This is a genomic window from Mycobacterium sp. 20KCMC460, from assembly GCF_022179425.1.
Classification (GTDB): Bacteria; Actinomycetota; Actinomycetes; order Mycobacteriales; family Mycobacteriaceae; genus Mycobacterium; species Mycobacterium kiyosense.
The window spans coordinates 224104-243886 of the sequence record NZ_AP025524.1; the positions used below are offsets into that span (position 1 = coordinate 224104).

The 19783-nt window shown below is 67.9% G+C and carries 23 protein-coding genes and 1 pseudogene; 16 read left to right on the forward strand and 8 right to left on the reverse strand.

Going from position 1 to position 19783, the window contains the following annotated elements; genetic code table 11:
* Positions 1-3: 3 nt before the first annotated feature.
* Positions 4-333, forward strand: coding sequence for a hypothetical protein (locus MKCMC460_RS01055; protein ID WP_236984514.1), 330 nt, complete (start codon positions 4-6; stop codon positions 331-333).
* Between the two features lie 102 nt (positions 334-435).
* On the opposite strand, the gene MKCMC460_RS01060 is transcribed toward MKCMC460_RS01055, so the two are convergent.
* Positions 436-2010 carry an NAD(P)/FAD-dependent oxidoreductase gene (locus MKCMC460_RS01060; RefSeq protein ID WP_238305209.1) on the reverse strand — a complete coding sequence of 525 codons (1575 nt, stop codon included), beginning with the start codon at positions 2008-2010 and terminating at the stop codon, positions 436-438.
* Between the two features lie 47 nt (positions 2011-2057).
* Positions 2058-2678 (reverse strand): TetR/AcrR family transcriptional regulator, encoded by a 621-nt coding sequence (locus MKCMC460_RS01065; protein WP_236979111.1) that lies wholly within the window; start codon positions 2676-2678, stop codon positions 2058-2060.
* Between the two features lie 90 nt (positions 2679-2768).
* Here MKCMC460_RS01065 and MKCMC460_RS01070 point away from each other — a divergent pair, with 90 nt between their 5' ends.
* The gene (locus MKCMC460_RS01070) at positions 2769-3263 is read left to right on the forward strand and encodes a DUF2834 domain-containing protein (RefSeq protein ID WP_236979113.1); all 495 of its coding nucleotides are present in this window, start codon (positions 2769-2771) and stop codon (positions 3261-3263) included.
* On the opposite strand, the gene serS is transcribed toward MKCMC460_RS01070, so the two are convergent.
* Positions 3260-4513 (reverse strand): serine--tRNA ligase, encoded by a 1254-nt coding sequence (gene serS, locus MKCMC460_RS01075; protein ID WP_236979120.1) that lies wholly within the window; start codon positions 4511-4513, stop codon positions 3260-3262. The two genes, MKCMC460_RS01070 and serS, sit on opposite strands and share 4 nt — an antisense overlap.
* 208 nt (positions 4514-4721) lie before the next feature.
* Between serS and MKCMC460_RS01080 the strand changes: the two genes are divergently transcribed.
* The 3 genes and pseudogenes from MKCMC460_RS01080 (at position 4722) to MKCMC460_RS01090 (ending at position 6765) form a co-directional block, all read left to right on the forward strand.
* Positions 4722-6110 carry a septum formation family protein gene (locus tag MKCMC460_RS01080; protein ID WP_238305941.1) on the forward strand — a complete coding sequence of 463 codons (1389 nt, stop codon included), beginning with the start codon at positions 4722-4724 and terminating at the stop codon, positions 6108-6110.
* Between the two features lie 4 nt (positions 6111-6114).
* Positions 6115-6553: pseudogene (locus MKCMC460_RS01085) on the forward strand (metallopeptidase family protein).
* Positions 6550-6765, forward strand: a complete 216-nt coding sequence (locus MKCMC460_RS01090; RefSeq protein ID WP_236979122.1) for a hypothetical protein — start codon at positions 6550-6552, stop codon at positions 6763-6765. The pseudogene MKCMC460_RS01085 and the gene MKCMC460_RS01090 overlap by 4 nt, the downstream one beginning before the upstream one ends.
* Here the strand turns inward: MKCMC460_RS01090 and MKCMC460_RS01095 are convergent.
* Both MKCMC460_RS01095 and pheA read right to left on the reverse strand, forming a co-directional pair.
* Complete coding sequence (locus MKCMC460_RS01095; RefSeq protein WP_236979124.1) at positions 6742-7440, reverse strand: histidine phosphatase family protein; 699 nt, start codon at positions 7438-7440, stop codon at positions 6742-6744. The two genes, MKCMC460_RS01090 and MKCMC460_RS01095, sit on opposite strands and share 24 nt — an antisense overlap.
* Positions 7437-8366 carry a prephenate dehydratase gene (gene pheA / locus MKCMC460_RS01100; RefSeq protein WP_238305211.1) on the reverse strand — a complete coding sequence of 310 codons (930 nt, stop codon included), beginning with the start codon at positions 8364-8366 and terminating at the stop codon, positions 7437-7439. The genes MKCMC460_RS01095 and pheA overlap by 4 nt, the downstream gene beginning before the upstream one ends.
* A gap of 98 nt (positions 8367-8464) precedes the next feature.
* Here pheA and MKCMC460_RS01105 point away from each other — a divergent pair, with 98 nt between their 5' ends.
* The 3 genes from MKCMC460_RS01105 (at position 8465) to MKCMC460_RS01115 (ending at position 11216) form a co-directional block, all read left to right on the forward strand.
* Positions 8465-9250, forward strand: a complete 786-nt coding sequence (locus MKCMC460_RS01105; protein WP_236979126.1) for a DUF2470 domain-containing protein — start codon at positions 8465-8467, stop codon at positions 9248-9250.
* A gap of 50 nt (positions 9251-9300) precedes the next feature.
* Positions 9301-10494 (forward strand): LCP family protein, encoded by a 1194-nt coding sequence (locus MKCMC460_RS01110; RefSeq protein WP_236979128.1) that lies wholly within the window; start codon positions 9301-9303, stop codon positions 10492-10494.
* A gap of 176 nt (positions 10495-10670) precedes the next feature.
* Positions 10671-11216: a ferritin gene (locus MKCMC460_RS01115; protein WP_236979129.1), complete on the forward strand. Its 546-nt coding sequence runs from the start codon at positions 10671-10673 to the stop codon at positions 11214-11216.
* A 4-nt stretch (positions 11217-11220) separates the two neighbouring features.
* On the opposite strand, the gene MKCMC460_RS01120 is transcribed toward MKCMC460_RS01115, so the two are convergent.
* Positions 11221-12024: a glycerophosphodiester phosphodiesterase gene (locus MKCMC460_RS01120; RefSeq protein WP_236979131.1), complete on the reverse strand. Its 804-nt coding sequence runs from the start codon at positions 12022-12024 to the stop codon at positions 11221-11223.
* 4 nt (positions 12025-12028) lie between these two features.
* The gene (locus tag MKCMC460_RS01125; RefSeq protein WP_238305943.1) at positions 12029-13048 is read right to left on the reverse strand and encodes a DUF4328 domain-containing protein; all 1020 of its coding nucleotides are present in this window, start codon (positions 13046-13048) and stop codon (positions 12029-12031) included.
* Positions 13049-13536: 488 nt separating this feature from the next.
* On the opposite strand from MKCMC460_RS01125, the gene MKCMC460_RS01130 reads away from it, so the two are divergent.
* From MKCMC460_RS01130 to rraA, 8 genes are all read left to right on the forward strand, one after another.
* Positions 13537-13689, forward strand: a complete 153-nt coding sequence (locus MKCMC460_RS01130) for a hypothetical protein (protein ID WP_238305212.1) — start codon at positions 13537-13539, stop codon at positions 13687-13689.
* 162 nt (positions 13690-13851) lie between these two features.
* Positions 13852-14475 (forward strand): superoxide dismutase, encoded by a 624-nt coding sequence (locus MKCMC460_RS01135; RefSeq protein WP_236979133.1) that lies wholly within the window; start codon positions 13852-13854, stop codon positions 14473-14475.
* Positions 14476-14690: 215 nt separating this feature from the next.
* On the forward strand, positions 14691-15224 hold the full coding sequence (locus tag MKCMC460_RS01140; protein ID WP_236979135.1) for a peptidase: 534 nt from the start codon (positions 14691-14693) through the stop codon (positions 15222-15224).
* Between the two features lie 655 nt (positions 15225-15879).
* A complete protein-coding gene (locus MKCMC460_RS01145) occupies positions 15880-16278 on the forward strand; it encodes a transcriptional regulator (RefSeq protein WP_236979137.1) in 399 nt (132 codons plus the stop codon).
* Positions 16279-16374: 96 nt separating this feature from the next.
* Positions 16375-17031, forward strand: coding sequence for a DUF6474 family protein (locus MKCMC460_RS01150; protein WP_236979139.1), 657 nt, complete (start codon positions 16375-16377; stop codon positions 17029-17031).
* A gap of 5 nt (positions 17032-17036) precedes the next feature.
* Positions 17037-17267 (forward strand): hypothetical protein, encoded by a 231-nt coding sequence (locus MKCMC460_RS01155; protein WP_236979142.1) that lies wholly within the window; start codon positions 17037-17039, stop codon positions 17265-17267.
* Between the two features lie 86 nt (positions 17268-17353).
* Positions 17354-17818 (forward strand): nucleoid-structuring protein H-NS, encoded by a 465-nt coding sequence (locus tag MKCMC460_RS01160; RefSeq protein ID WP_236979144.1) that lies wholly within the window; start codon positions 17354-17356, stop codon positions 17816-17818.
* 2 nt (positions 17819-17820) lie between these two features.
* Positions 17821-18306 carry a ribonuclease E activity regulator RraA gene (rraA, locus tag MKCMC460_RS01165; RefSeq protein WP_236979146.1) on the forward strand — a complete coding sequence of 162 codons (486 nt, stop codon included), beginning with the start codon at positions 17821-17823 and terminating at the stop codon, positions 18304-18306.
* Here rraA and MKCMC460_RS01170 read toward each other — a convergent pair.
* The gene (locus tag MKCMC460_RS01170) at positions 18303-19772 is read right to left on the reverse strand and encodes an NAD(P)/FAD-dependent oxidoreductase (protein WP_236979148.1); all 1470 of its coding nucleotides are present in this window, start codon (positions 19770-19772) and stop codon (positions 18303-18305) included. The genes rraA and MKCMC460_RS01170 overlap by 4 nt on opposite strands.
* Between the last annotated feature and the right edge of the window lie 11 nt (positions 19773-19783).

Genomic DNA, 19783 nt, shown 5'->3' on the forward strand with positions numbered 1-19783 from the left:
ACGATGGCCGACCTGTGTTACGACGACGGCGTCGTCCAGTTGGACCGCGCGGCTCTGACGTTGCGCCGCTACCACTTTCCGTCCGGCACGGCGAAGGTGATCGGTTTGGACCAGATCCGTTCGTACAAGGCCGAAGACCTCGGCCTGTTCACCTGCCGGTTCAACATCTGGGGCAGCCCGGACCTGCGCCGCTGGCTACCGCTGGATCTCTACCGTCCGCTCAAGTCGACGCTGATCACCCTCGACATTCCCGGGTCGAAGCCCGCATTCACTCCGGCGCGGCCCGAGGAGTTCCTGGCCTGTCTGGACGAACTGCTGGCCGCCCGCGGTTGATTTCCCGTGGCCGGCCGGCTCGGCTCGCGTGAGCACAGGGCGATTTCCGGGCCCGATTTCCGCCCACATTTCACGCGAGGCGTGAGCTCGACGCCGGGGCGGCTAGCGGTCTTCCAGCGCGGCCCGTCCGGCGTTGTAGCCGGGCGTGAAGGTGATTCCCGGGCCACCGTGGCAGCCGGCACTGCCCAGGTACAGCCCTTTGATGGGAAGTGGTTGGCCGATATAGCCTTTGGGCCCCGGGCGGTTCTGTCCGATCTGGTCGGAGTGCAGCAGTCCGTGGCAGTAGTCGCCGCCCGGCGCCCCGAACATCACCCCCATGTGCTTGGGCGTGAACGTGGTGTGCCGGATGATGCTGCGCTCGAAATTCGGTGCCAGGCGGGTGATCTTGTCGATCACCCGTTGGCCCATCTCGACCTTGGCGGCACCGTAGCGGCCCTCCTCGTCCATGTTCCCTTCGACCGGGAACCACAGCGCGAAGGCCGACGCCGCGTGCTTGCCGGGTGGGGCGAGGGCGGGATCGTGCACCGACGGGATCTGCAGCACCAGCGTCGGGTCGGCCGGAACGACGCCGCGGCGGCAGTCCTCCCACTGCTGCTGGACCTCTTCGGGTGTGCAGAAGATGCCGATTGAGGCCTGCAACGTCGGGTCGTTCAGCGCCTCGTACGGTGCCGCGAACTCCGGTGCTTCGGACAGCGCGAAGTGCATCTGCAGGTAGCTGCCGCGGTGGTCGGTGCGTGCGTAGCGGTCCCGGACGTCGGCGGGCAGCACCGACGGATCGATCAGGTCGTTGACGGTGACGTCGGGTGCGACGGCGGAGACGACGATCGGGGCGTGCAGTGTCTCACCCGATTCCAGGCGTACCCCGCTCACTCGGTTGTCGGCGACCAGGATCTCGGTTACCTTGGCGCGCAACCGAACTTCGCCGCCGCTACCCTGCAGTACTTCGGTGAGATGGGCGGTGAGCGCGCCGATCCCGCCGCGCAGTTTCTTCATCTGCACGAAGTCGCCCTCGGGGATGCCGAGCCCGAAGGCCAGCGCGGCGGCGCTGCCCGGCGTGGACGGACCGCGGTAGAGGGTGTTGACGGCCAGCATCGTCATCGATCCGCGGATGGCGCCGTGCTTTTCGCGGTCCGGGAAGTAGCGGTCGAGGACGTCGGTGACCGATCCGAATAGCATGTCGTCGATCGCGGAGCGCTCGAATTCGTTTGTGGCACAGGCATACATCTGGTCGAATGTCTTGGGCAACGTGCCCGCCTCGAAGCGGCCCAGCGCCCGCGTCGGCGCCTGCGCCCACATCAGCAGCCCACCCATGCCGGCGACGGCGTCGGCCCCGTGCACCTCGTTGAGGTGGGCGAACATCTTCATCGGGTCGGAGTACTGGACCAGCGGGTCGTCGCCGACGCCGCGCAGCGCAACCGACATCACCTCCAGGTCCACCGTCGGCAGTGCGTCCAGGCCCAGTTCGCTGATCACCTCCAGCGAGGTGGGGAACTGCACCGAGCCGGCGATCTCGAACTGGTAGCCGTCGAACAGTTCCACGGTGGAAGCCATGCCCCCGGCGTAGAGCTTGCCGTCCAGGCACACCGTCGCAAGCCCGGCCCGCTGCAGCAACACCGCCGCGGTCAGTCCGTTGTGCCCGGCGCCGATGACGATCGCGTCGTACTGAGATTCAGACATACCGACCTCCCGTGAGGGAGGCTCGCACGCGGTCGAAGTTTTGTCAATTATGACGAAACTGCGGTGCACCAGGTCCCGGCGACGCCGGCTCGCAGCGACTCCAGCGCCAACTGGCACACCCGCGCCAGTTCGCCCAGCGATCGGTCCGCTCCCAACATCCACACCTCCATTGCGCCGAACACCGCGGCCGCGATGCTCCGCGCGATCACCGCGGTGCGCACCCGGGCATCCGGCGTCTGCTCGGCCGGGCTACGGCGCCGCAGCTGCGCGGCGATGGCGTCGGCGAAGTCGGCCTGCACGTCCTGCATGTGCCGCACGATGCGGCTGGGGTCCAGCTCGCCGCCGCGCAGCGCCGCGACCTTGGTCACCGCCTCGACGTCGTAGGGAAAGGCGAAGATCGCGGTCTGCACCGAATCGATGATCGGCTCGTCGGCGGGCCGGGCGTCCAGCGCCGCGCGAAACCAGTTCAGGCCGGTGTAGTCGGCGAACAGCAGATCGTGCTTGGACCGGAAGTGCCGGTAGAAGGTGCGCAGCGACACCCCGGCATCGGCGGCGATCTGCTCGGCCGAGGTCTCCTCGACACCCTGGGCCAGGAACCGGGCCAGCGCGGCTTGGCACAGCGCGTCCCGGGTGCGTTCGCTTCGCACCGTCTGCGCGGGCCTGACCATGGCAGACAACGTACCCCAGGACCGTCGCGGCGCCTTCCGCCGGTTATGACAATATTGACAAAACTTTGGCGCCGGGGTGAGACTTCGGCCATGGTCTCGCTGCTCGCTCACGCCGTCCTCGGTATCGCCGTGATCGTCTGGATCGTCCGCTCGAACCCGGCGGTCTACGCCAAACCGGCGGAGGGGCCGATGTTCTCGCCGCTGGAAGTCGTCTACTACGTGGTGGGCATCGCCTCGATCGCGCTGGGCTGGTACTTCAACATCCGCTTCGTGCAGGGGTACGCCCCGCACGGAATCAGCGGGACGCACAACCCGATCTGGGGGCCCGGCAGCTGGACGCAGTACATCCAGTTGATGTTCGTCAATCCCGCGGCGGGCTCGGCCGGCCAGGACTACACCATCGCCAATGTCATTCTGCTGCCCCTGTTTTCAATCACGGACGGCTATCGCCGCGGGTTCAAGCGGCCGTGGCTGTTCTTCGTCAGCAGCCTGTTCACCAGCTTCGCGTTCGCCTTCGCGTTCTACTTCGCCACCATCGAGCGTCAGCGTCGCCACGAGCGGGCCCGGGCAGCGGTGCACGCCTAAGGTTCCAGCACCTCGGCGCCCACGAACGGCACCAGCGCGGCCGGCACCCGCACGCTGCCGTCGGGCTGCTGGTGGTTCTCCAGCACGGCGACCAGCCATCGGGTGGTGCCCAACGTGCCGTTCAGGGTCGCCGCAACCTGCGGTTTGCCGTTATCGTCTCGATACCGGGTGGAAAGCCGGCGGGCTTGGAACGTGGTGCAGTTCGACGTCGACGTCAGCTCGCGGTAGGTCTGCTGGGTGGGCACCCACGCCTCGCAGTCGAACTTGCGGGCGGCCGAGGAGCCCAAGTCGCCGGCGGCCACGTCGATCACCCGGTAGGGCACCTCGATCAGGGCCAGCATTTGGCGCTGCCAGCCCAGCAGCCGCTGATGTTCGGCCTCGGCCTCCTCGGGGCGGCAGTAGACGAAGCCTTCGACCTTGTCGAACTGATGCACCCGGATGATGCCGCGGGTGTCCTTGCCGTAGCTGCCGGCCTCGCGCCGGAAGCACGACGACCAGCCCGCGTAGCGCAGCGGACCGGCGGACAGGTCCAGGATCTCCCCCGAGTGGTATCCGGCCAGCGGCACCTCCGAGGTGCCCACCAGGTAGAGGTCGTCGGCTTCGAGTCGGTACACCTCGTCGGCGTGCGCGCCCAGGAAGCCGGTGCCGCTCATCACCTCGGGACGGACCAGCACCGGCGGGATCATCGGGACGAAACCGTTCTCGACGGCCACTCGCAGCGCCAGCTGCAGCAGGCCGAGCTGCAACAAAGCACCGCGGCCGGTCAGGAAGTAGAACCGCGATCCCGACACTTTGGCGCCGCGCTGCATGTCGATCAGGCCCAGCGACTCACCGAGTTCGAGGTGGTCCTTGGGCGCGGTCAGCGCTGGTGGTTCACCCACCACGTCCAGGACTGCGTAGTCGTCTTCACCGCCGGCCGGGACGCCGTCGATGATGACGTTGGAGATGGCCAGGTGCGCGGCGGTGAAGGCCGCCTCCGCGGCTACCTGATCGGCCTCGGCGGCCTTGACCTGCTCGGCGAGCTCCTTGGCGCGCTGCAGCAACGCCGGGCGCTGCTCCGGCGAGGCCTTCCCGACGGATTTGCTGGCGGTCTTCTGTTCGGCGCGCAACGAATCCGCCGCCGAGATCGCAGCGCGGCGCGCGGCGTCGGCGCTCAACAGGGCGTCCACGGCTGCGGGGTCTTCGCCGCGGCTGAGTTGGGAACGCCGCACGGCGTCGGGGTCTTCCCGGAGCAGCTTCAGGTCGATCACGGCCGCAAGACTACTTTTGCGTCGCCGGACGGGTCGCGGCAGCCAGACCACTCCGTCCCCGGTATCACATCTGCAACATTGGTAACACCGCTGGTCGGGTGCTGTCAGAATGGAGCCGATGTTGGACGCGCCGGAGAAAGATCCGAAACCCGAGCACCCCGCCGACGGCGAGGTCGACGAGTCGACGACGGCCGTCGAGGGATCGGCGCTGGTTGACGCTCCCGACTCACTCGCCGGTGAGCCAGGTGAGCCAGGTGAGCCCGGCGAGCCCGGCGAGGCCGATGAACCGGAGGAATCGCATGACGAATCCGCCGAGGCTGCACCGACGACTCCGGGTTCGCCCGGGTTCCGCTGGCCGCGCGCTCTGCAGGCCTCGGCAACCAGGCGGGCCCTGCTGCTCATCGCCCTGGGCGCGCTGCTGATCGCGGGCCTGCTCACCGCGCTACCGGACTTCGGCGCCGGACCGGATCGGCTGGCCGGTTACCTCAACAGCGACCCGGTACCCAGCACCGGCTCCAAGACCAACAGCGCCTTCAGCCGCGCCAACAGTGGTGACTGCCTGAACTGGCCGGACGGCACACCGGAATCCGCCAGCATCGTCAACTGCGCCGAGGACCACCGCTTCGAGGTCGCCGAGGCGGTGGACCTGCAGACCTTCCCCGGCTCGGAGTACGGACCCACCGCCGCTCCCCCCTCCCCGGCCCGCATCCAGCAGATCAACACCGAGCAGTGCGAGCCCGCCGTCCGTCGCTACCTGGGCACCAAGTTCGACCCCAACAGCAAGTTCACCGTCAGCATGCTGTGGTCGGGCGATCATGCCTGGCACCAGGGCGGTGAGCGCCGGATGCTGTGCGGCCTGCAGTTGCCGGGGCCGAACAACCAGCAGGTCGCCTTCAAGGGCAAGGTCGCCGACATCGACCAGTCCAAGGTCTGGCCGGCCGGCACCTGCCTGGGCATCGATCCGGCGACCAACCAGCCCGTCGACGTTCCGGTCGACTGCGGGGCGCCGCACGCGATGGAAGTCACCGGCACCGTCAACCTGGCCGAGAAGTTTCCCAACGGGTTCCCTGCCGAGGCGGATCAGGACGGCTTCATCAAGGACGCCTGCACCAAGATGACCGACGCCTACCTGGCGCCGATCAAGCTGCGCACCACCACGCTGACCCTGATCTACCCGACGGTGTCGTTGCCCAGCTGGGCGGCGGGCAGCCGCGAGGTCGCGTGCAGTATCGGCGCGACGCTGGGTAACGGGGGCTGGGCCACGCTGGTCAACAGCGCGAAGGGGCCGTTGCTGATCAACGGCCAGCAGCCGGTGCCGCCGCCCGACATTCCCGAGGAGCGGCTGAACATTCCGCAGCTGCCGGTTCAGCTGCCCACCCAACAACCCTCGGCTCCCGCCCCGCAGCAGACCCCCACCGCTCCACCGGGCAACCAGCATCTGCCCAACCAGCAGCCGGTGGTGACTCCCACCCGGGAACCGTCCTCGCCCGCCCCCCAGGCCCCGGCCGCCCCGCCTGTGCAGGGGCCCCCTGGCGGTGGCGCTCCGGCGCCGGCGCCGGCGCCGGAAGGTCCAGCGCCCGGCGAACCCCCGGCCTAGCGCCATGGCCGTGCCGATGGACCCGCAGCGCTTCGACGAACTGGTCTCCGACGCACTCGACCAGATCCCCTCCGAGCTGACCGCGGCCATGGACAACGTCGTGGTACTCGTTGCCGACCGCCATCCCGACGACGACGAGCTGCTCGGCCTGTACGAAGGGGTGGCGTTGACCGAGCGCGACTCCGACTATGCCGGGGCGCTGCCGGACGCGATCACGATCTACCGCGACGCCCTGCTGGATGTCTGCGGGTCCGAGGACGAGGTGGTGGAGCAGGTGGCGATCACGGTGATCCACGAGATCGCCCACCACTTCGGCATCGACGACGGCAAGCTCGACGAACTGGGCTGGGGCTGATCATTTCCGGCCCGCAGCGGTCAATTCCGGCCCCCAACGGCGGGGCAGCTCGGATTTGTCGGCGCCCGGTGTTATGAACGGGTTATGAGCACAGGCTGCCGCGACTGCCGGGCAGGTTTTGACCACTGCCACGGCACCATGATCGTTCATTCGCTGAGCAGGCCGGAATGCACGGAGCCCGACTGCGCGGTTCCTGAGTTGTTCACGCACGCGTTCGTCATCGACTGCGACGTGGTCGGGTGCGAGTGCGCGCAGGCGGACGGCGAAGCGGGCTGGTCAGCCCATCGGGTCGGTGCCTAACGCGACGGCATCTTCGACCGGTGTGATGGCCGGTTCGGGGTAGAAGGGCGGGGTGAGCGCACCCCAGTGCACGCAGCTCCACCGCCCGTCGGTGGTCGGCGCCAGCACCACCGACTCGGCGTTGTTCAGCGGGTTGTCGAGCACGAAGGTGCCGTCCACGCCGGCCAGCACCGCCGAGGCCAGCCGGATCGCCGCGCCGTGGCTGACCACCACGATGTCGCCGTCCCATGCGGGGTCGTCGAGGTAGCGCATCCGCAGGTCGGTGAGCACCGGCACGTATCGATCCAGCACCTCCTGCGCGGACTCGCCACCGGGTAGCGGGATGCTCAGCTCGCCGAGATGCCAGCGCTTGTAGATGGCGTTGAATTCGGCGACCGCTTCGTCGTCGCTGCGATTCTCCAGCTCGCCCACCTGGACCTCGTGAATCCCGGCCAGCTCCCGGGCCGCCACACCGAGCTCCGCCCCGATCACCGCCGCCGTCTCCGACGCCCGGATGGCCACCGAGTGCGCCAGGACGGCGGGCTTGCGCCGCGGCCCCAGTTGGCGTTGCGCGAAGGTTCGCGCCTGGTCGCGGCCCAGCGGAGTCAGCGCCGCCCCCGGCGGCACGGTGTCCAATCTGCGTTCGACGTTGCCGAACGACTGCCCGTGTCGCACTAACACCAATCGTCCGCTCATCGCGGCCCCTCCCCCCGTCCGTCGCGCAGCCGTGCCAGCCAGCGCGACGCCTCCTCCGACACCGGAGGTAACGCGCCCGCGGGCTGGCCGGTCGGCCAGGAACCCAGGTAACGCACGTCGGCACAACGACGGTGCAGCGCCTTGAGTGCCTCGGCGACGGCGTCGTCGTCGATGTGCCCTACACAGTCGACGAAGAACATGTAGGTGCCCAAACCGGTCCGGGTCGGTCTGGATTCGATTCGGGTCAGGTCGATACCGCGGATTCCGAATTCGGTGAGTACCAGCAGTAGTGCACCGGGTGCGTTTTCGATGCGCAGCACTACCGACGTGCGGTCGGCGCCGGTCCGGGCCGGCGGGGGGCCGGGCGGGCCGATCAGCACGAATCGGGTGCGCGCACCGGATTCGTCCACCACCCCTTCGGCGAGCGCCGGCAGCGCGTAGTGGGCGGCGGCCAGCGGTGACGTCACCGCTGCGTCGACACGCCCGTCGGCCACCTGCCGCGCCGCGTCGGCGTTGGAGTAGGCCGGGCACAGCTGCACCCCGGGTAACTGCGCGTTGAGCCACTGCCGCACTTGCGCCGCGGCCACCGGGAACGCGGCCACGGTGCGCACGTCGGTGACGGCGCGACCGGGTTGCGCGACGATGCTGAATGCCACGTCCAGCGTCGTCTCGGCGAATATCTGCAGCGGCGAGCCGATGGCCAGGCTGTCCAGGGTGGAAGCCAGCGATCCGTCGATCGAGTTCTCGATGGGCGCGCACGCAAATTCCGCGGCACCGGTTCGCACCGCGTCCAGGGCCGCCGGCGTGCTCTCCACCGACAGTCGGTCCACCGCGCCGTCGTTGGGAACCAGTCCGGCGTCGGCGATTTGAAGCAGCGCGGCCTCGGTGAAGGTCCCTGCCGGGCCGAGGTATGCGATGCGGGTCACACGCACAACCCTAACGGCGCACCTCCACACGGACGCGCCTCTTGCGACCTAGCCTAGCCTAAGTTACGTTAGGCTTACCTAAAAAGCTGGAGGTAATCGTGCTACCGGTCACATATCCGACGCCGACGACAGCCGAGCGTATCCGCAGCGCGTGCGCGCGAGCGGGCGGCGCCCTGCTGGCGGTCGAGAGCGCCGACCCGGTGGCCACCCCCGTACACCACCTGCTCTACGACGGCACCTTCGCGGTTGCGGTGCCCAGCGCAACAACGACCAGTGACATCGATTGCGGATCGCAGGCGCTGCTGGAGCTCACCGACTATGCGCCGCTGCCGGTGCGCGAGCCGGTCCGCTCCCTGGTGTGGGTGCGCGGCCGGCTGCACCGGGTTCCGCCCGGAGCGGTGGCCAAGTTGCTCGACCTGATCGCCACCGAGAACCCCGACCCGGCGTTGCTGCAGGTCGACACCCCGCGATCCGGGCCGGCCCGCGACGACGAGACGCGGTACACGCTGCTGCGGCTCGCGATCGACTCCGTGGTGGTGACCGACGCGACCGGCGCCGAACCGGTCAGTGTCGGCGACCTGCTCGCGGCGCGGCCCGACCCCTTCTGCGAGATCGAGTCGACGCTGCTGTGGCACCTGGCCACCGCCCACAACGACGTGGTGGCGCGGCTGGTCTCGCGGCTGCCGGCACCGCTGCGCCGCGGACAGGTACGTCCGCTGGGCCTGGACCGCTACGGGGTGCGGTTCCGCGTCGAGGCGAACGACGGTGACCGTGACATCCGGCTGCCGTTCCATAAGCCGGTCGACGACATGAATGGCCTCAGCCAGGCCATCCGGGTGCTGATGGGTTGCCCGTTCGTCAACGGCCTGCGCGCGCGTCCGTAATCGCACGTCATCGGCTACCCGTGTGGTGGTCCACCACGTAAATTGACCGGGTGGACGGCGAGCGGTCACCGCGACGACGGCCGGAGGCCGGTCGGTCTCGACGGCCGGTGCCGCGCCCGGTCCCGGAACCGCCGCCGGTGTTGCGCCGCCCGAACCGACCGCCGGCCGGAGCAGCCTTCGCCGCCGAGCCGACGGCACCGCTGCGGTCCCCGCCGGCGCAGCCCAGCCCCGCACCACCGGCCCGGCCCGTCGCCCCGCGGCCACGCCGTCACCGCGGCAGCCGCCGTCGGCTGCGCACACTGGCGCTGAGCCTGGTGGTCGTGCTGCTGCTGGCCGCGGCCGGCCTCCTGGGCCTGACGCTGTGGTTCGATTCGGTCATGCACCGCGCGACGGTGCTGGCCGACTATCCGGATCGGCCGGCCCCCGGCCGCGGCACCACCTGGCTGCTGGTGGGCTCCGACAACCGCCAGGACTTGTCCGCCGCGCAACAGGAAGAGCTGTCCACCGGCGGCGACGTCGGGTCCGCCCGCACCGACACGATCCTGCTGGTCCACCTCCCCGGGTTCGGGTCGGCCACCCCGACCACGCTGGTGTCGATACCGCGAGATTCCTATGTGCCGATCCCCGGCCACGGCCGCGACAAGATCAACGCCGCGTTCGCCCTCGGTGGGGCGCCGCTGCTGGCGCAGACGGTCGAGCAGGCCACCGGGTTGCGTCTCGACCACTACGCCGAGGTCGGATTCGGCGGCTTCGCCGTGCTGGTCGACGCCCTGGGCGGCGTCACGGTGTGCCCGGCCGAGCCGATCCACGATCCGCTGGCGGGACTGGATCTGGCCGCCGGCTGTCAGCAGTTGGATGGTCGCCGGGCGCTGGGCTATGTCCGGACCCGGGCCACGCCGCGGGCGGACCTGGACCGCATGGTCCACCAGCGACAGTTCATGTCGGCGCTGCTGAGTCGCGCCACCAGCCCGGCGGTGTGGCTCAACCCGTGGCGCTGGTATTCGGTGCCGCATGCCGCGGCCGCCGCGCTGACGGTGGACCGCGGGGTGCGCGCCTGGGACCTGGCCCAACTGGGTTGGGCGCTGCGCGGTCACCCCACCGCCCTGACCGTGCCGATCGGCGAGTTCACCGACAACGGCGCCGGTTCGGTGGTGGTCTGGAATCACGATGCGGCCCGCGCGCTGTTCGAGGCGATTGCCGCCGACGCACCGGTTCCGGCCGCCGCGATGGACGAACAGCCGTAACCGGCAAATGGCCGGGCAATTGGACGGATAGCTTAGGTAATCCTTCGGCGATCTTTCGCCCGCCCGGCTGGGCCAAGGGAGAATATGATTATTGTGGGCCAACAGTTAGGAAACCCTTTCCTGAGTAAGTGATACCTTCGTTGCTGATGCCCCGTGAACTGGGATAACCTGCGCCCATGACCGATTACGACGGAACGAAGACAAAATTCCATGCACTAATGCAGGAACAGATTTTCAACGAATTCACCGCCGCCCAGCAATATGTTGCCATTGCCGTTTATTTCGACAGCGAGGATCTTCCGCAATTGGCGAAGCACTTTTACGCTCAAGCGGTCGAGGAGCGCAACCACGCGATGATGCTGGTGCAGCACCTGCTCGACCGCGACCTACGGGTGGAGATCCCGGGAGTGGACGCGGTACGCAATCAGTTCGACCGACCGCGGGAGGCGCTGGCGCTGGCGCTGGATCTGGAGCGAGTCGTCACCGACCAGGTCAGCCGGATGACCGCGGTGGCTCGCGACGAGGGTGACTACCTGGGCGAGCAGTTCATGCAGTGGTTCCTCAAGGAGCAGATCGAGGAGGTCGCGCTGATGTCCACCCTGGTTCGCGTCGCCGATCGGGCCGGCGCCAACCTGTTCGAACTGGAGAACTTCGTGGCACGCGAGGTGCCCACTGCTCCGGCCGGACCGGGCGCGCCGCCCGCCGCCGGGGGCACCCCGTAGCGCCTCAGCCGTTCTCCAACCACGCCTTGGTGCGGCCGGGGTGGTTGGTGGCGATCCACGCCACCCCGACTTCGCGGCAGAAGTCGACGTCGTCGTACTCGTCGACGGTCCAGCAGTACACCGACCGGCCCTGGGCCGCCGAGCGGTCCACGAGTTGCGGGTAGTCGCGCAGCGCCGCCAGCGAGGGTCCCACCGCGGTGGCGCCGACCGCAGTGGCCGCGCTGCTGGTCAAGTACCGTCCGGTCTTGCCGAGCAGCACGGTCGGCAGCATCGGGGCTGCGCGCCGGATCCGCCATACCGCGGCTGCGGAGAAGGACATCACGACCGCGCGCGATCGATCCGCGGAGGCCGGGGCGGCGATACCGAACCGGTGCAGCAGCGCCAGCAGCTTGCTTTCCACCAGGGAGCCGTAGCGCACCGGGTGCTTGGTCTCGATGAAGATCTTCACCGGCCGGTTCCAGTCGAGAACCAGCGCTACCAGCGCGTCCAGGGTCAACAGGCGGGTGTCTCCGTGGGTCCCGTCGGCCCGCCAGCTGGCGTGCCAGGCGCCGTACTCCAGCTCGTGCAGCTCGGCCAGCGTCGCGGTGCTGACCAGGCCCTCGCCGGTCGAGGTCCGGTCCAGCCGGCGATCGTGCACGCAGACCAGGTGACCGTCGCGGGTCAGGCGCACGTCGCATTCCACGCCGTCGGCGCCTTCTTTGAGAGCCACGTCGTAAGCCGCCAGGGTGTGTTCCGGCCGGGCTGACGACGCGCCACGGTGGGCAACCACGAAAGGGTGCCCGGCGAGGACCTCATCCGCCCGCGTCATACGCCTATGCTGCCGGTTCCTGTCCCTCCAGCTCAACCGCAGCGACCGGCGCGGGGCTGGTCTGCTGGTCCGGCTCGACGACGAGCCACCGGTGGGCGGGCCGCTGGACCGGCTTGCGTTCGAATCCTTCGAAGACCCGCGCGACGGCGGCCACGGTGAGTGCGGCGACCAGGTACCCGAGCACCACCATGACGGTGTTGTTGGCGATGCCCTGCGCGTCGGTGGATAAGCAGGTGAGAATCCCGAAAAGCGAGATCAGGTAGCTGACGACCCACGCGAGCCACCAGATGGTGACTTGTTTGCGCACCCGCTCGTAGTTGTCTTCGACGAGCGCCAGCTCGATGACGTAGACCGGCGCCATCACCAGGTTGGCGAACGGCAACAGGCACCCGGCCCACAACCGGCGCACCGAGCGATGCTCGGGCAGCCCGTGGTACTCGAAAGCTGCAGCCCGCCGGCAGATCAGCCATTGGATGAGGGCGACGAAGCAGGCCAGCAGCGCCACCATCGCCGCCACGCTGGCCGCGATGCCCAGCCAGTCGGCGGCGAAAGCGACCAGCGGGTTCAACAGCGTGTTGCGGTTGTAGATCAGCAGCCCGTAGCGCACCGCGTACACCAACGCGGCGCCGCAGAGCACCAGCTGAGCTGCGAACATCAACACGCGCACCAATTCCGGGCGCGGCCCGGCCTTCGCCGGGGTAACTCCGGACGCCGGCACCGCCTGCGGAACCCGATCGACCAGTCCCCAGCGGGGGATGACGCTGTACCGCGGCGTCGGGCCCAGCGGCCGCCGCGGCCGACGCCGCGGCGGTGCGGCTCCGGGACGAACCGCTATCCAACGGAAGCCCGGCGGCAGCCGAGGCGCCTCGCGCGGAGTAGGCGCAGCGGGCGGACGCCACCGGGGGTCACCCGGGGGCACGTCCGGCAGCGGCGCCATCAGGGCACCCCGGCAGCGGGGACACCACATGCGCTGTCGCTCGCGAACGTTCCATCGAGTGCCGCACTGGGAGCACACCTGGATCACCGCACCAGGGTAACCGCGGCGATGGCGGCCGGCGTGCAGCATCCGCGAGAGTGTGGTTGCACCCTGAACGCGCCGTGCGCCGGCTCGCGCCATAAGTGACGTAGGCCACAGCTACCAAGACCTATCCACAATTTCCACAGGTTTATCCACAACGTGGCGAGGCGGTGCAGACAGCTTCTATCGGCCAGGTTCGACGTGAGCTGTGGATAACATTGCGATAACGGCCGGACCCATCGACAGGTTCACGGCTCGTCCGAGCGAAATTCGCTAAGAGGCGGAACCGTTCACTTGTACCCCCTGCGGTCGGCGGCCAAACATTCGCATCAGCAACGAATTTGGCCGCCGACCCGCCGCCGTGGGCATTACGGATCACGAGGATTTTTCATGCCGCGCAGTGCGCGCTATGATCGCGGACACACGTTCGGTTGTGACTCAACTCACTGAAAACGATGCGCACAGCGAAGAACATGCAGGTGGAAGGCATTTAGATGGCCACACATTCGTTCGGCCCGGGATCGACGCAGTCGAGCTCGTACTCGGGGTCGCCCGCCTGGAATCACGCGTACGTCATCGCCGCCTTGCGCGCGGGCCTTATCGCGCTGGCCTTGCTGGCCGTGCTGGCGCTGATCGCGCTGTCTTGATTCCCGATTGATCGCCGGGCAGGGTACTCGAGCCCAACAACCCTCGGGGTCATCCTTGCGGCATGAGCGGTGATGGAGCAGGGTTGAATAGGTCATGCCGCCGCGTGGCGGGACCCCGCGAACGATGCGTCAGACGATCCGCTCATCAAAGGAAGGAATGCCGTGGCTGAATACACCCTGCCCGACTTGGACTGGGACTACGCAGCACTGGAACCGCACATTTCCGGTCAGATCAACGAGATCCACCACAGCAAGCACCACGCCACCTACGTCAAAGGCCTGAACGACGCAGTCGCCAAGCTCGAGGAAGCTCGCGCCAAGGACGATCACTCCGCGATCTTCCTGAACGAGAAGAACCTGGCTTTCCACCTCGGTGGTCACGTCAACCACTCCATCTGGTGGAAGAACCTCTCGCCGAACGGTGGCGACAAGCCCACCGGCGACCTCGCCGCCGCGATCGACGACCAGTTCGGTTCGTTCGACAAGTTCCGCGCCCAGTTCAGCGCCGCGGCCAACGGTTTGCAGGGCTCGGGCTGGGCGGTGCTGGGCTACGACACGTTGGGCGACAAGCTGCTGACGTTCCAGCTCTACGATCAGCAGGCCAACGTTCCGCTCGGCATCATCCCGCTGCTGCAGGTCGACATGTGGGAGCACGCTTTCTATCTGCAGTACAAGAACGTCAAAGCCGACTACGTCAAGGCGTTCTGGAACGTGGTCAACTGGGCCGACGTTCAGGACCGTTATGCGGCTGCCACATCGAAGACCTCGGGCCTGATCTTCCCCTGATCTTCGCCGCACTCGACTGGGGCGTCGCGCTGGTTTGCGCGGCGCCCTTGTCGTTGGCGGACTTTCGGTGTTGCGGTTGCTTTCCCAGCAGTCGTCGTGTCGAGTTGCGTGCCGCCAAATCCCCGCGCATTCTTGGTTATTCAAGCTAGATTTACCTTTTGGCAATTCGAGCTACCAGCGTGGTTACTTCGGATGGAGGCGGTTCGGAGGGCGAGATGGATGCCGGCTCAGGTAGACCTATTGGGGTTGCTCCCTTTCATTCTCGTGGGGCCCTGAAGGGATTCGTGATCTCTGGGCGCTGGCCCGATTCCACCAAGGAATGGGCCCAACTGTTGATGGTCGCCGTCCGGGTCGCTTCGCTGCCCGGATTGCTCTCCACCACAACGGTATTCGGTGCCCGCGAGGAACTGCCCGACGAACCGCAGCCCGACACAGTCGGGTTGGTGCTCGCCGAGGGCACGGTGTTCGGCGATCAGGCGATTCAACCGGGTTACTTCGCGGAGCATCAGCCTCCCGCGCTGCTGATGCTGCATCCGCCGTCCGAGACGATGCCGTCGTTGCCGGAGTGCACGGGTGCGGCGTCGGGATGTGTGCTGCTGCCCGGACTGCCGTATCTGGGTTTGGAGCACCGGGCCGCGTGGGTGGAGGCCGAGGCCGACGGAACCATCACCTCGATGGTGAGCCGGGTCGGTGTCGACCCGATCAGCCACCCGGACACCGCGATCCTGGCGATGCTGCTGGCCGCTTGACGGCCGCGGTGTTCTCGCGGGGCGCGCCGGCACCCGGGCTCCGCCGTGATCGGGGGTCTGCTGACGGTGCGCAGAGCACTCGGAACGGCGGCGCACGGTAGCTCGGCGGGGCCGCGGCGCAAACTCGACAGCGCGGCGCGGGGCGGCTGGACTACGTAGTCGGTGGGGTCGCAGGCCGCCCGCTGCGAGCGATGCGGCCGGGGGTCCTAGAGGTCCCGGCGCGCATTCGGTACAGCCCGCGTTGCGGGCCGCCGGACGGGTCCGCCAGAGGCGGCGCAGGTCAACCACAGTGGCCTCGGCGGCACCGGGCAGCAAAGTGGGTATTTGCGGCTTCCGCTCCATCGACTGGTTGCCCGAGGCGGAGCGATCGCGTCCATCGTGGCTCCGCTGACTTATTCGTCAATTCGGCTGACCGCGGGTCATCGCGTCCGTTCCGGGGGTGTATTCTGCGGATAACCTGTGAATCCGGCCAATTTGTGGACACCCGGTCATATCATTTGAATGCTCAGCGGGGACGCCCCGCGCAGGCGCCCGCAGCCCTGGTACCGAATACGCGCAGGTTTGCAATTGGTTGTGGACGACGGAAGTCGCTACCATGATCAGCAAATAACTAGGAATACCCGTTTGATCTTATTGCCCGGTGGAGGTCATATCGATGAGCACGACGTTCGCTGCCCGCCTGAACCGCCTGTTCGACACGGTTTATCCGCCCGGCCGGGGCCCGCACACGTCCGCGGAGGTGATCGCCGCGCTCAAGGCGGAGGGCATCACGATGTCGGCGCCCTACCTGTCGCAGCTACGTTCCGGCAACCGCACGAACCCGTCGTCGGCGACCATGACCGCGCTCGCCAACTTCTTCCGCATCAAGCCGTCCTACTTCACCGACGACGAGTACTACGAGAAGCTCGACAAGGAGTTGCAGTTCCACGCCACGGTGCGCGACAACGGGGTGCGCCGCATCGCGACCCGGGTGCACGGTCTGTCGGAGGAGGCGCAGCAAAAGGTGCTCGACCTCGTCGACGAGTTGCGCCGCACCGAAGGGATCGACTCCTGACCTGACGGACCGCCGTCGGCGTCGCCGGATTAGGGTTGGCGCAGCGCTCGCGCACGCGCACGCGATAGTCCACGAGAGACCGGGAGGCGGCGGGGAATGGGCCTGTTCCGCAAGCGAAAGAGCCGCGCGACCCGTCGCGCCGAAGCCCGCGCGATCAAGGCCCGCGCCAAGCTCGAGGCCCGGCTGTCGGCCAAGAACGAGAGACGCCGCATCAAGTCCGCCCAGAAGGCCGCCGACAAGGCGTTCAAGGCGCAACTCAAGGCACAGAAGGACAGCGACCGCGCCGCGCTGAAGGTCGCCGAGACCGAACTCAAAGCGGCGCGGGAGGGCAAGTTGCTCTCGCCCACGCGTATCCGCCGGGCGTTGACGGTGTCGCGGCTGCTGGCTCCGGTGCTGACGCCGTTGATCTACCGGGCGGCCGTCACCGCCCGCGGGTTGATCGATCAGCGGCGTGCCGATCAGCTGGGTGTCCCGTTGACCCAGATCGGGCAGTTCTCCGGCCACGGCGCCCGGCTGTCGGCGCGCATCGCCGGCGCCGAGCAGTCGCTGCGCACGGTGCAGGAAAAGAAGCCGAAGGACCCGGAGACCAAGGAGTTCGTCACCGCGATCAGCGCGCGGCTGGCCGATCTGTCGGCGGCCGTCACCGCCGCGGAGAACATGCCCACCCAGCGGCGCCGGGGCGCCCACGCCGCCATCTCCTCGCAACTCGACGGCATCGAGGGTGACCTGTTGGCCCGCCTCGGGCTCGGCTGACCGCCATGTCAGGACGTGGTTTCGAGGCGAAGGCGCAACTGCGGCGGCTGATCGTGCGGATGGGCCTGCTGTCGGCCGTCCTGGTCGGGTGCGCGGTCCTGACGGCCGGTGTGGCCTCGGCCTACGCCGCCGCGCCGCACGAACCGGATCCCAACCCGCCCGTATGGCCGTTTGTGGTCGGGGCGGTTGCCGCCGTCGCGGTTGTGGCGATCTGGCAGGTACGGCGCAGGCCGTAGCCGGCCCGGACCCGGCTGGCATGATGGGACCCGGGGTGTTCAGCGACCTCGTAGGCAACGATTGAGAGCTGTAAAGGAGCGGCCGCATGGCAGACCCGCAGGATCGACCCGACAGCGAACGAGCCGCAGACCCGCCGGCCAGGAAGCAGCCCCCCAAGAAGGCACCCGAAAAGGCGGCCAAGGCGCCCGCCGCCAAGGCACCCGCTGCGAAAGCACCCGCTAAGAAGGCTCCGGCGAAGAAGGCCCCCGCGAAGAAAGCGGCGGCCAAGAAGGCACCCGCCAAGAAGGTCGAGCCCGCACCGGCACCCGTCCAGGCGCCGGCCGCCGTCGACAAGCCTGCCGACCTGCAGCAGCACGCCGAAACCAATGGACAGCTCGAGGCCGCGAAAGATGTTGCGGCACAGGCGAAGTCGACTGTGGAGAAGGCGCAGAACCCGCTGCCCGCCGAGGAACCCGAGGCTTCGCCGCTGCAGTCGCCGCTGCCGTGGGTGGTTGCCGTCACGCTCAGTCTGCTGGCCATGCTGCTGATCCGGCAGTTGCGCCGTCGCTGACCATGACCGTCTCGTTCCGCCCGACGGCCGATCTGGTCGACGACATCGGCCCTGACGTGCGCAGCTGCGACCTGCAGTTCCGTCAGTTCGGGGGCCGCTCGCAGTTCGCCGGGCCGATCACCACGGTCCGCTGTTTCCAGGACAATGCCCTGCTGAAGTCGATTCTGTCCCAGCCGGGCTCCGGTGGAGTGCTGGTGGTCGACGGCGACGGTTCGCTACATACGGCGCTGGTCGGTGACCTGATCGCGGAACTGGGCCGCTCCAACGGGTGGGTAGGCCTGATCGTCAACGGCGCGGTGCGCGACTCCGCGGTGTTGCGCGGCATCGACATCGGCATCAAAGCGCTGGGCACCAATCCCCGCAAGAGCACCAAGACCGGCGCCGGACAGCGGGACGTCGAGATCACCTTGGGTGGTGTCACTTTCACGCCGGGCGACATCGCCTACAGCGACGACGACGGCATCGTCGTGGTCACCGCGGATAACTAAACTGCTACCGCCGCAGGCTTTTTGGCGAAGCGCAGCCCCTCGTCGTCGATCTTGCCGCGCCGGATGAGGTGGATGTCGCGCAGATAGTTCTGGTTGAGCCGCCACGGGGTCCGCGAGCCCTGTTTGGGCAATTCGTCCAAAGACCGCAACACGTAGCCCGGGGTGAACTCCATGAAGGGCCGTTCCTCGACATCGGCCGCGGGCTCCTCGACCACGACGGAGTCGAAACCGTTGTCGTCCATGTAATTGAGCAGGCGGCAGGCGAATTCCGACACCAGGTCGGCCTTCAGGGTCCATGACGCGTTGGTGTACCCGACCGTGTAGATCATGTTGGGCAGACCGGACAGCATCATGCCTTTGTAGGCCGTCGTCTTGCTCAGGTCTACAGGCCCGCCGTCGACACTGGTGGTCGCGCCGCCGAACAGCTGCAGGTTCAATCCCGTTGCGGTGACGATGATGTCGGCCGGCAACTCGGTGCCCGAGTTCAGCCGGATACCGGTCGCGGTGAATCGGTCGATGGTGTCGGTGACCATCTCGGCCTTGCCGTGCCTGATCGCCCGGAACAGGTCGCCGTTGGGAACCAGGCACAACCGCTGGTCCCAGGGACTGTAGTGCGGGCCGAAATGCTTTCGTACGTCGTAGCCTTCGGGCAGCTGACGCTGGGCCCAGCCCATCAGGGTCTTGCGCATGCGCCGCGGCCATTTCTTGCAAGCGCCGTACACGGCCGCCTGTTGCATCACGTTCTTCCACCGGATCGCGGTGTATGCCGCCTTTTCCGGCAGGACGCGGTTCAGCCGGTCGGCGATGGGATCTTTTTGTGGCTGCGACACGATATAGGTGGGTGAGCGCTGCAACATGGTGACGTGCTTGGCGCCCGAATTCGCCAGTGCGGGAACCAGAGTAACGGCGGTGGCGCCGCTGCCGATCACGACGACGTTCTTGTCCTGGTAGTCGAGATCCTCGGGCCAGTGCTGCGGGTGGATGATCGGGCCGGTGAAGTCCTCGGATCCGGGGAACTTGGGCGAATAACCTTCGTCGTAGTTGTAGTAGCCGCTGCACAGGAACAGAAACGAGCAGATGATGGTGGCGGGCGTGCCGTCGTTGTCGATCTGCAGGGTCCAGCGGTTCTCGGTGCTCGACCAGTCCGCACCAGTGACCTTGTGGCGGTAGCGGACGTGCTTGTCGATGCCGTACATGGCGGCGGTGCTCTTGACGTACTCGAGGATCGGCTTGCCGTCGGCGATGGCCTGGCGCTCGGTCCAGGGACGGAACCGGAAGCCGAGGGTGTACATGTCGGAGTCCGAGCGGATGCCCGGGTAGCGGAACAGGTCCCAGGTGCCGCCCATGTCGGCACGCTTTTCCAGGATGGCGTAGCTCTTGGTCGGGCAGCGGTCCTGCAGGTGCCAGGCCGCGCTCACCCCCGAGATGCCGGCGCCCACGATCACAACGTCCAGGTGCTCAGTCATGCAGCCACGCT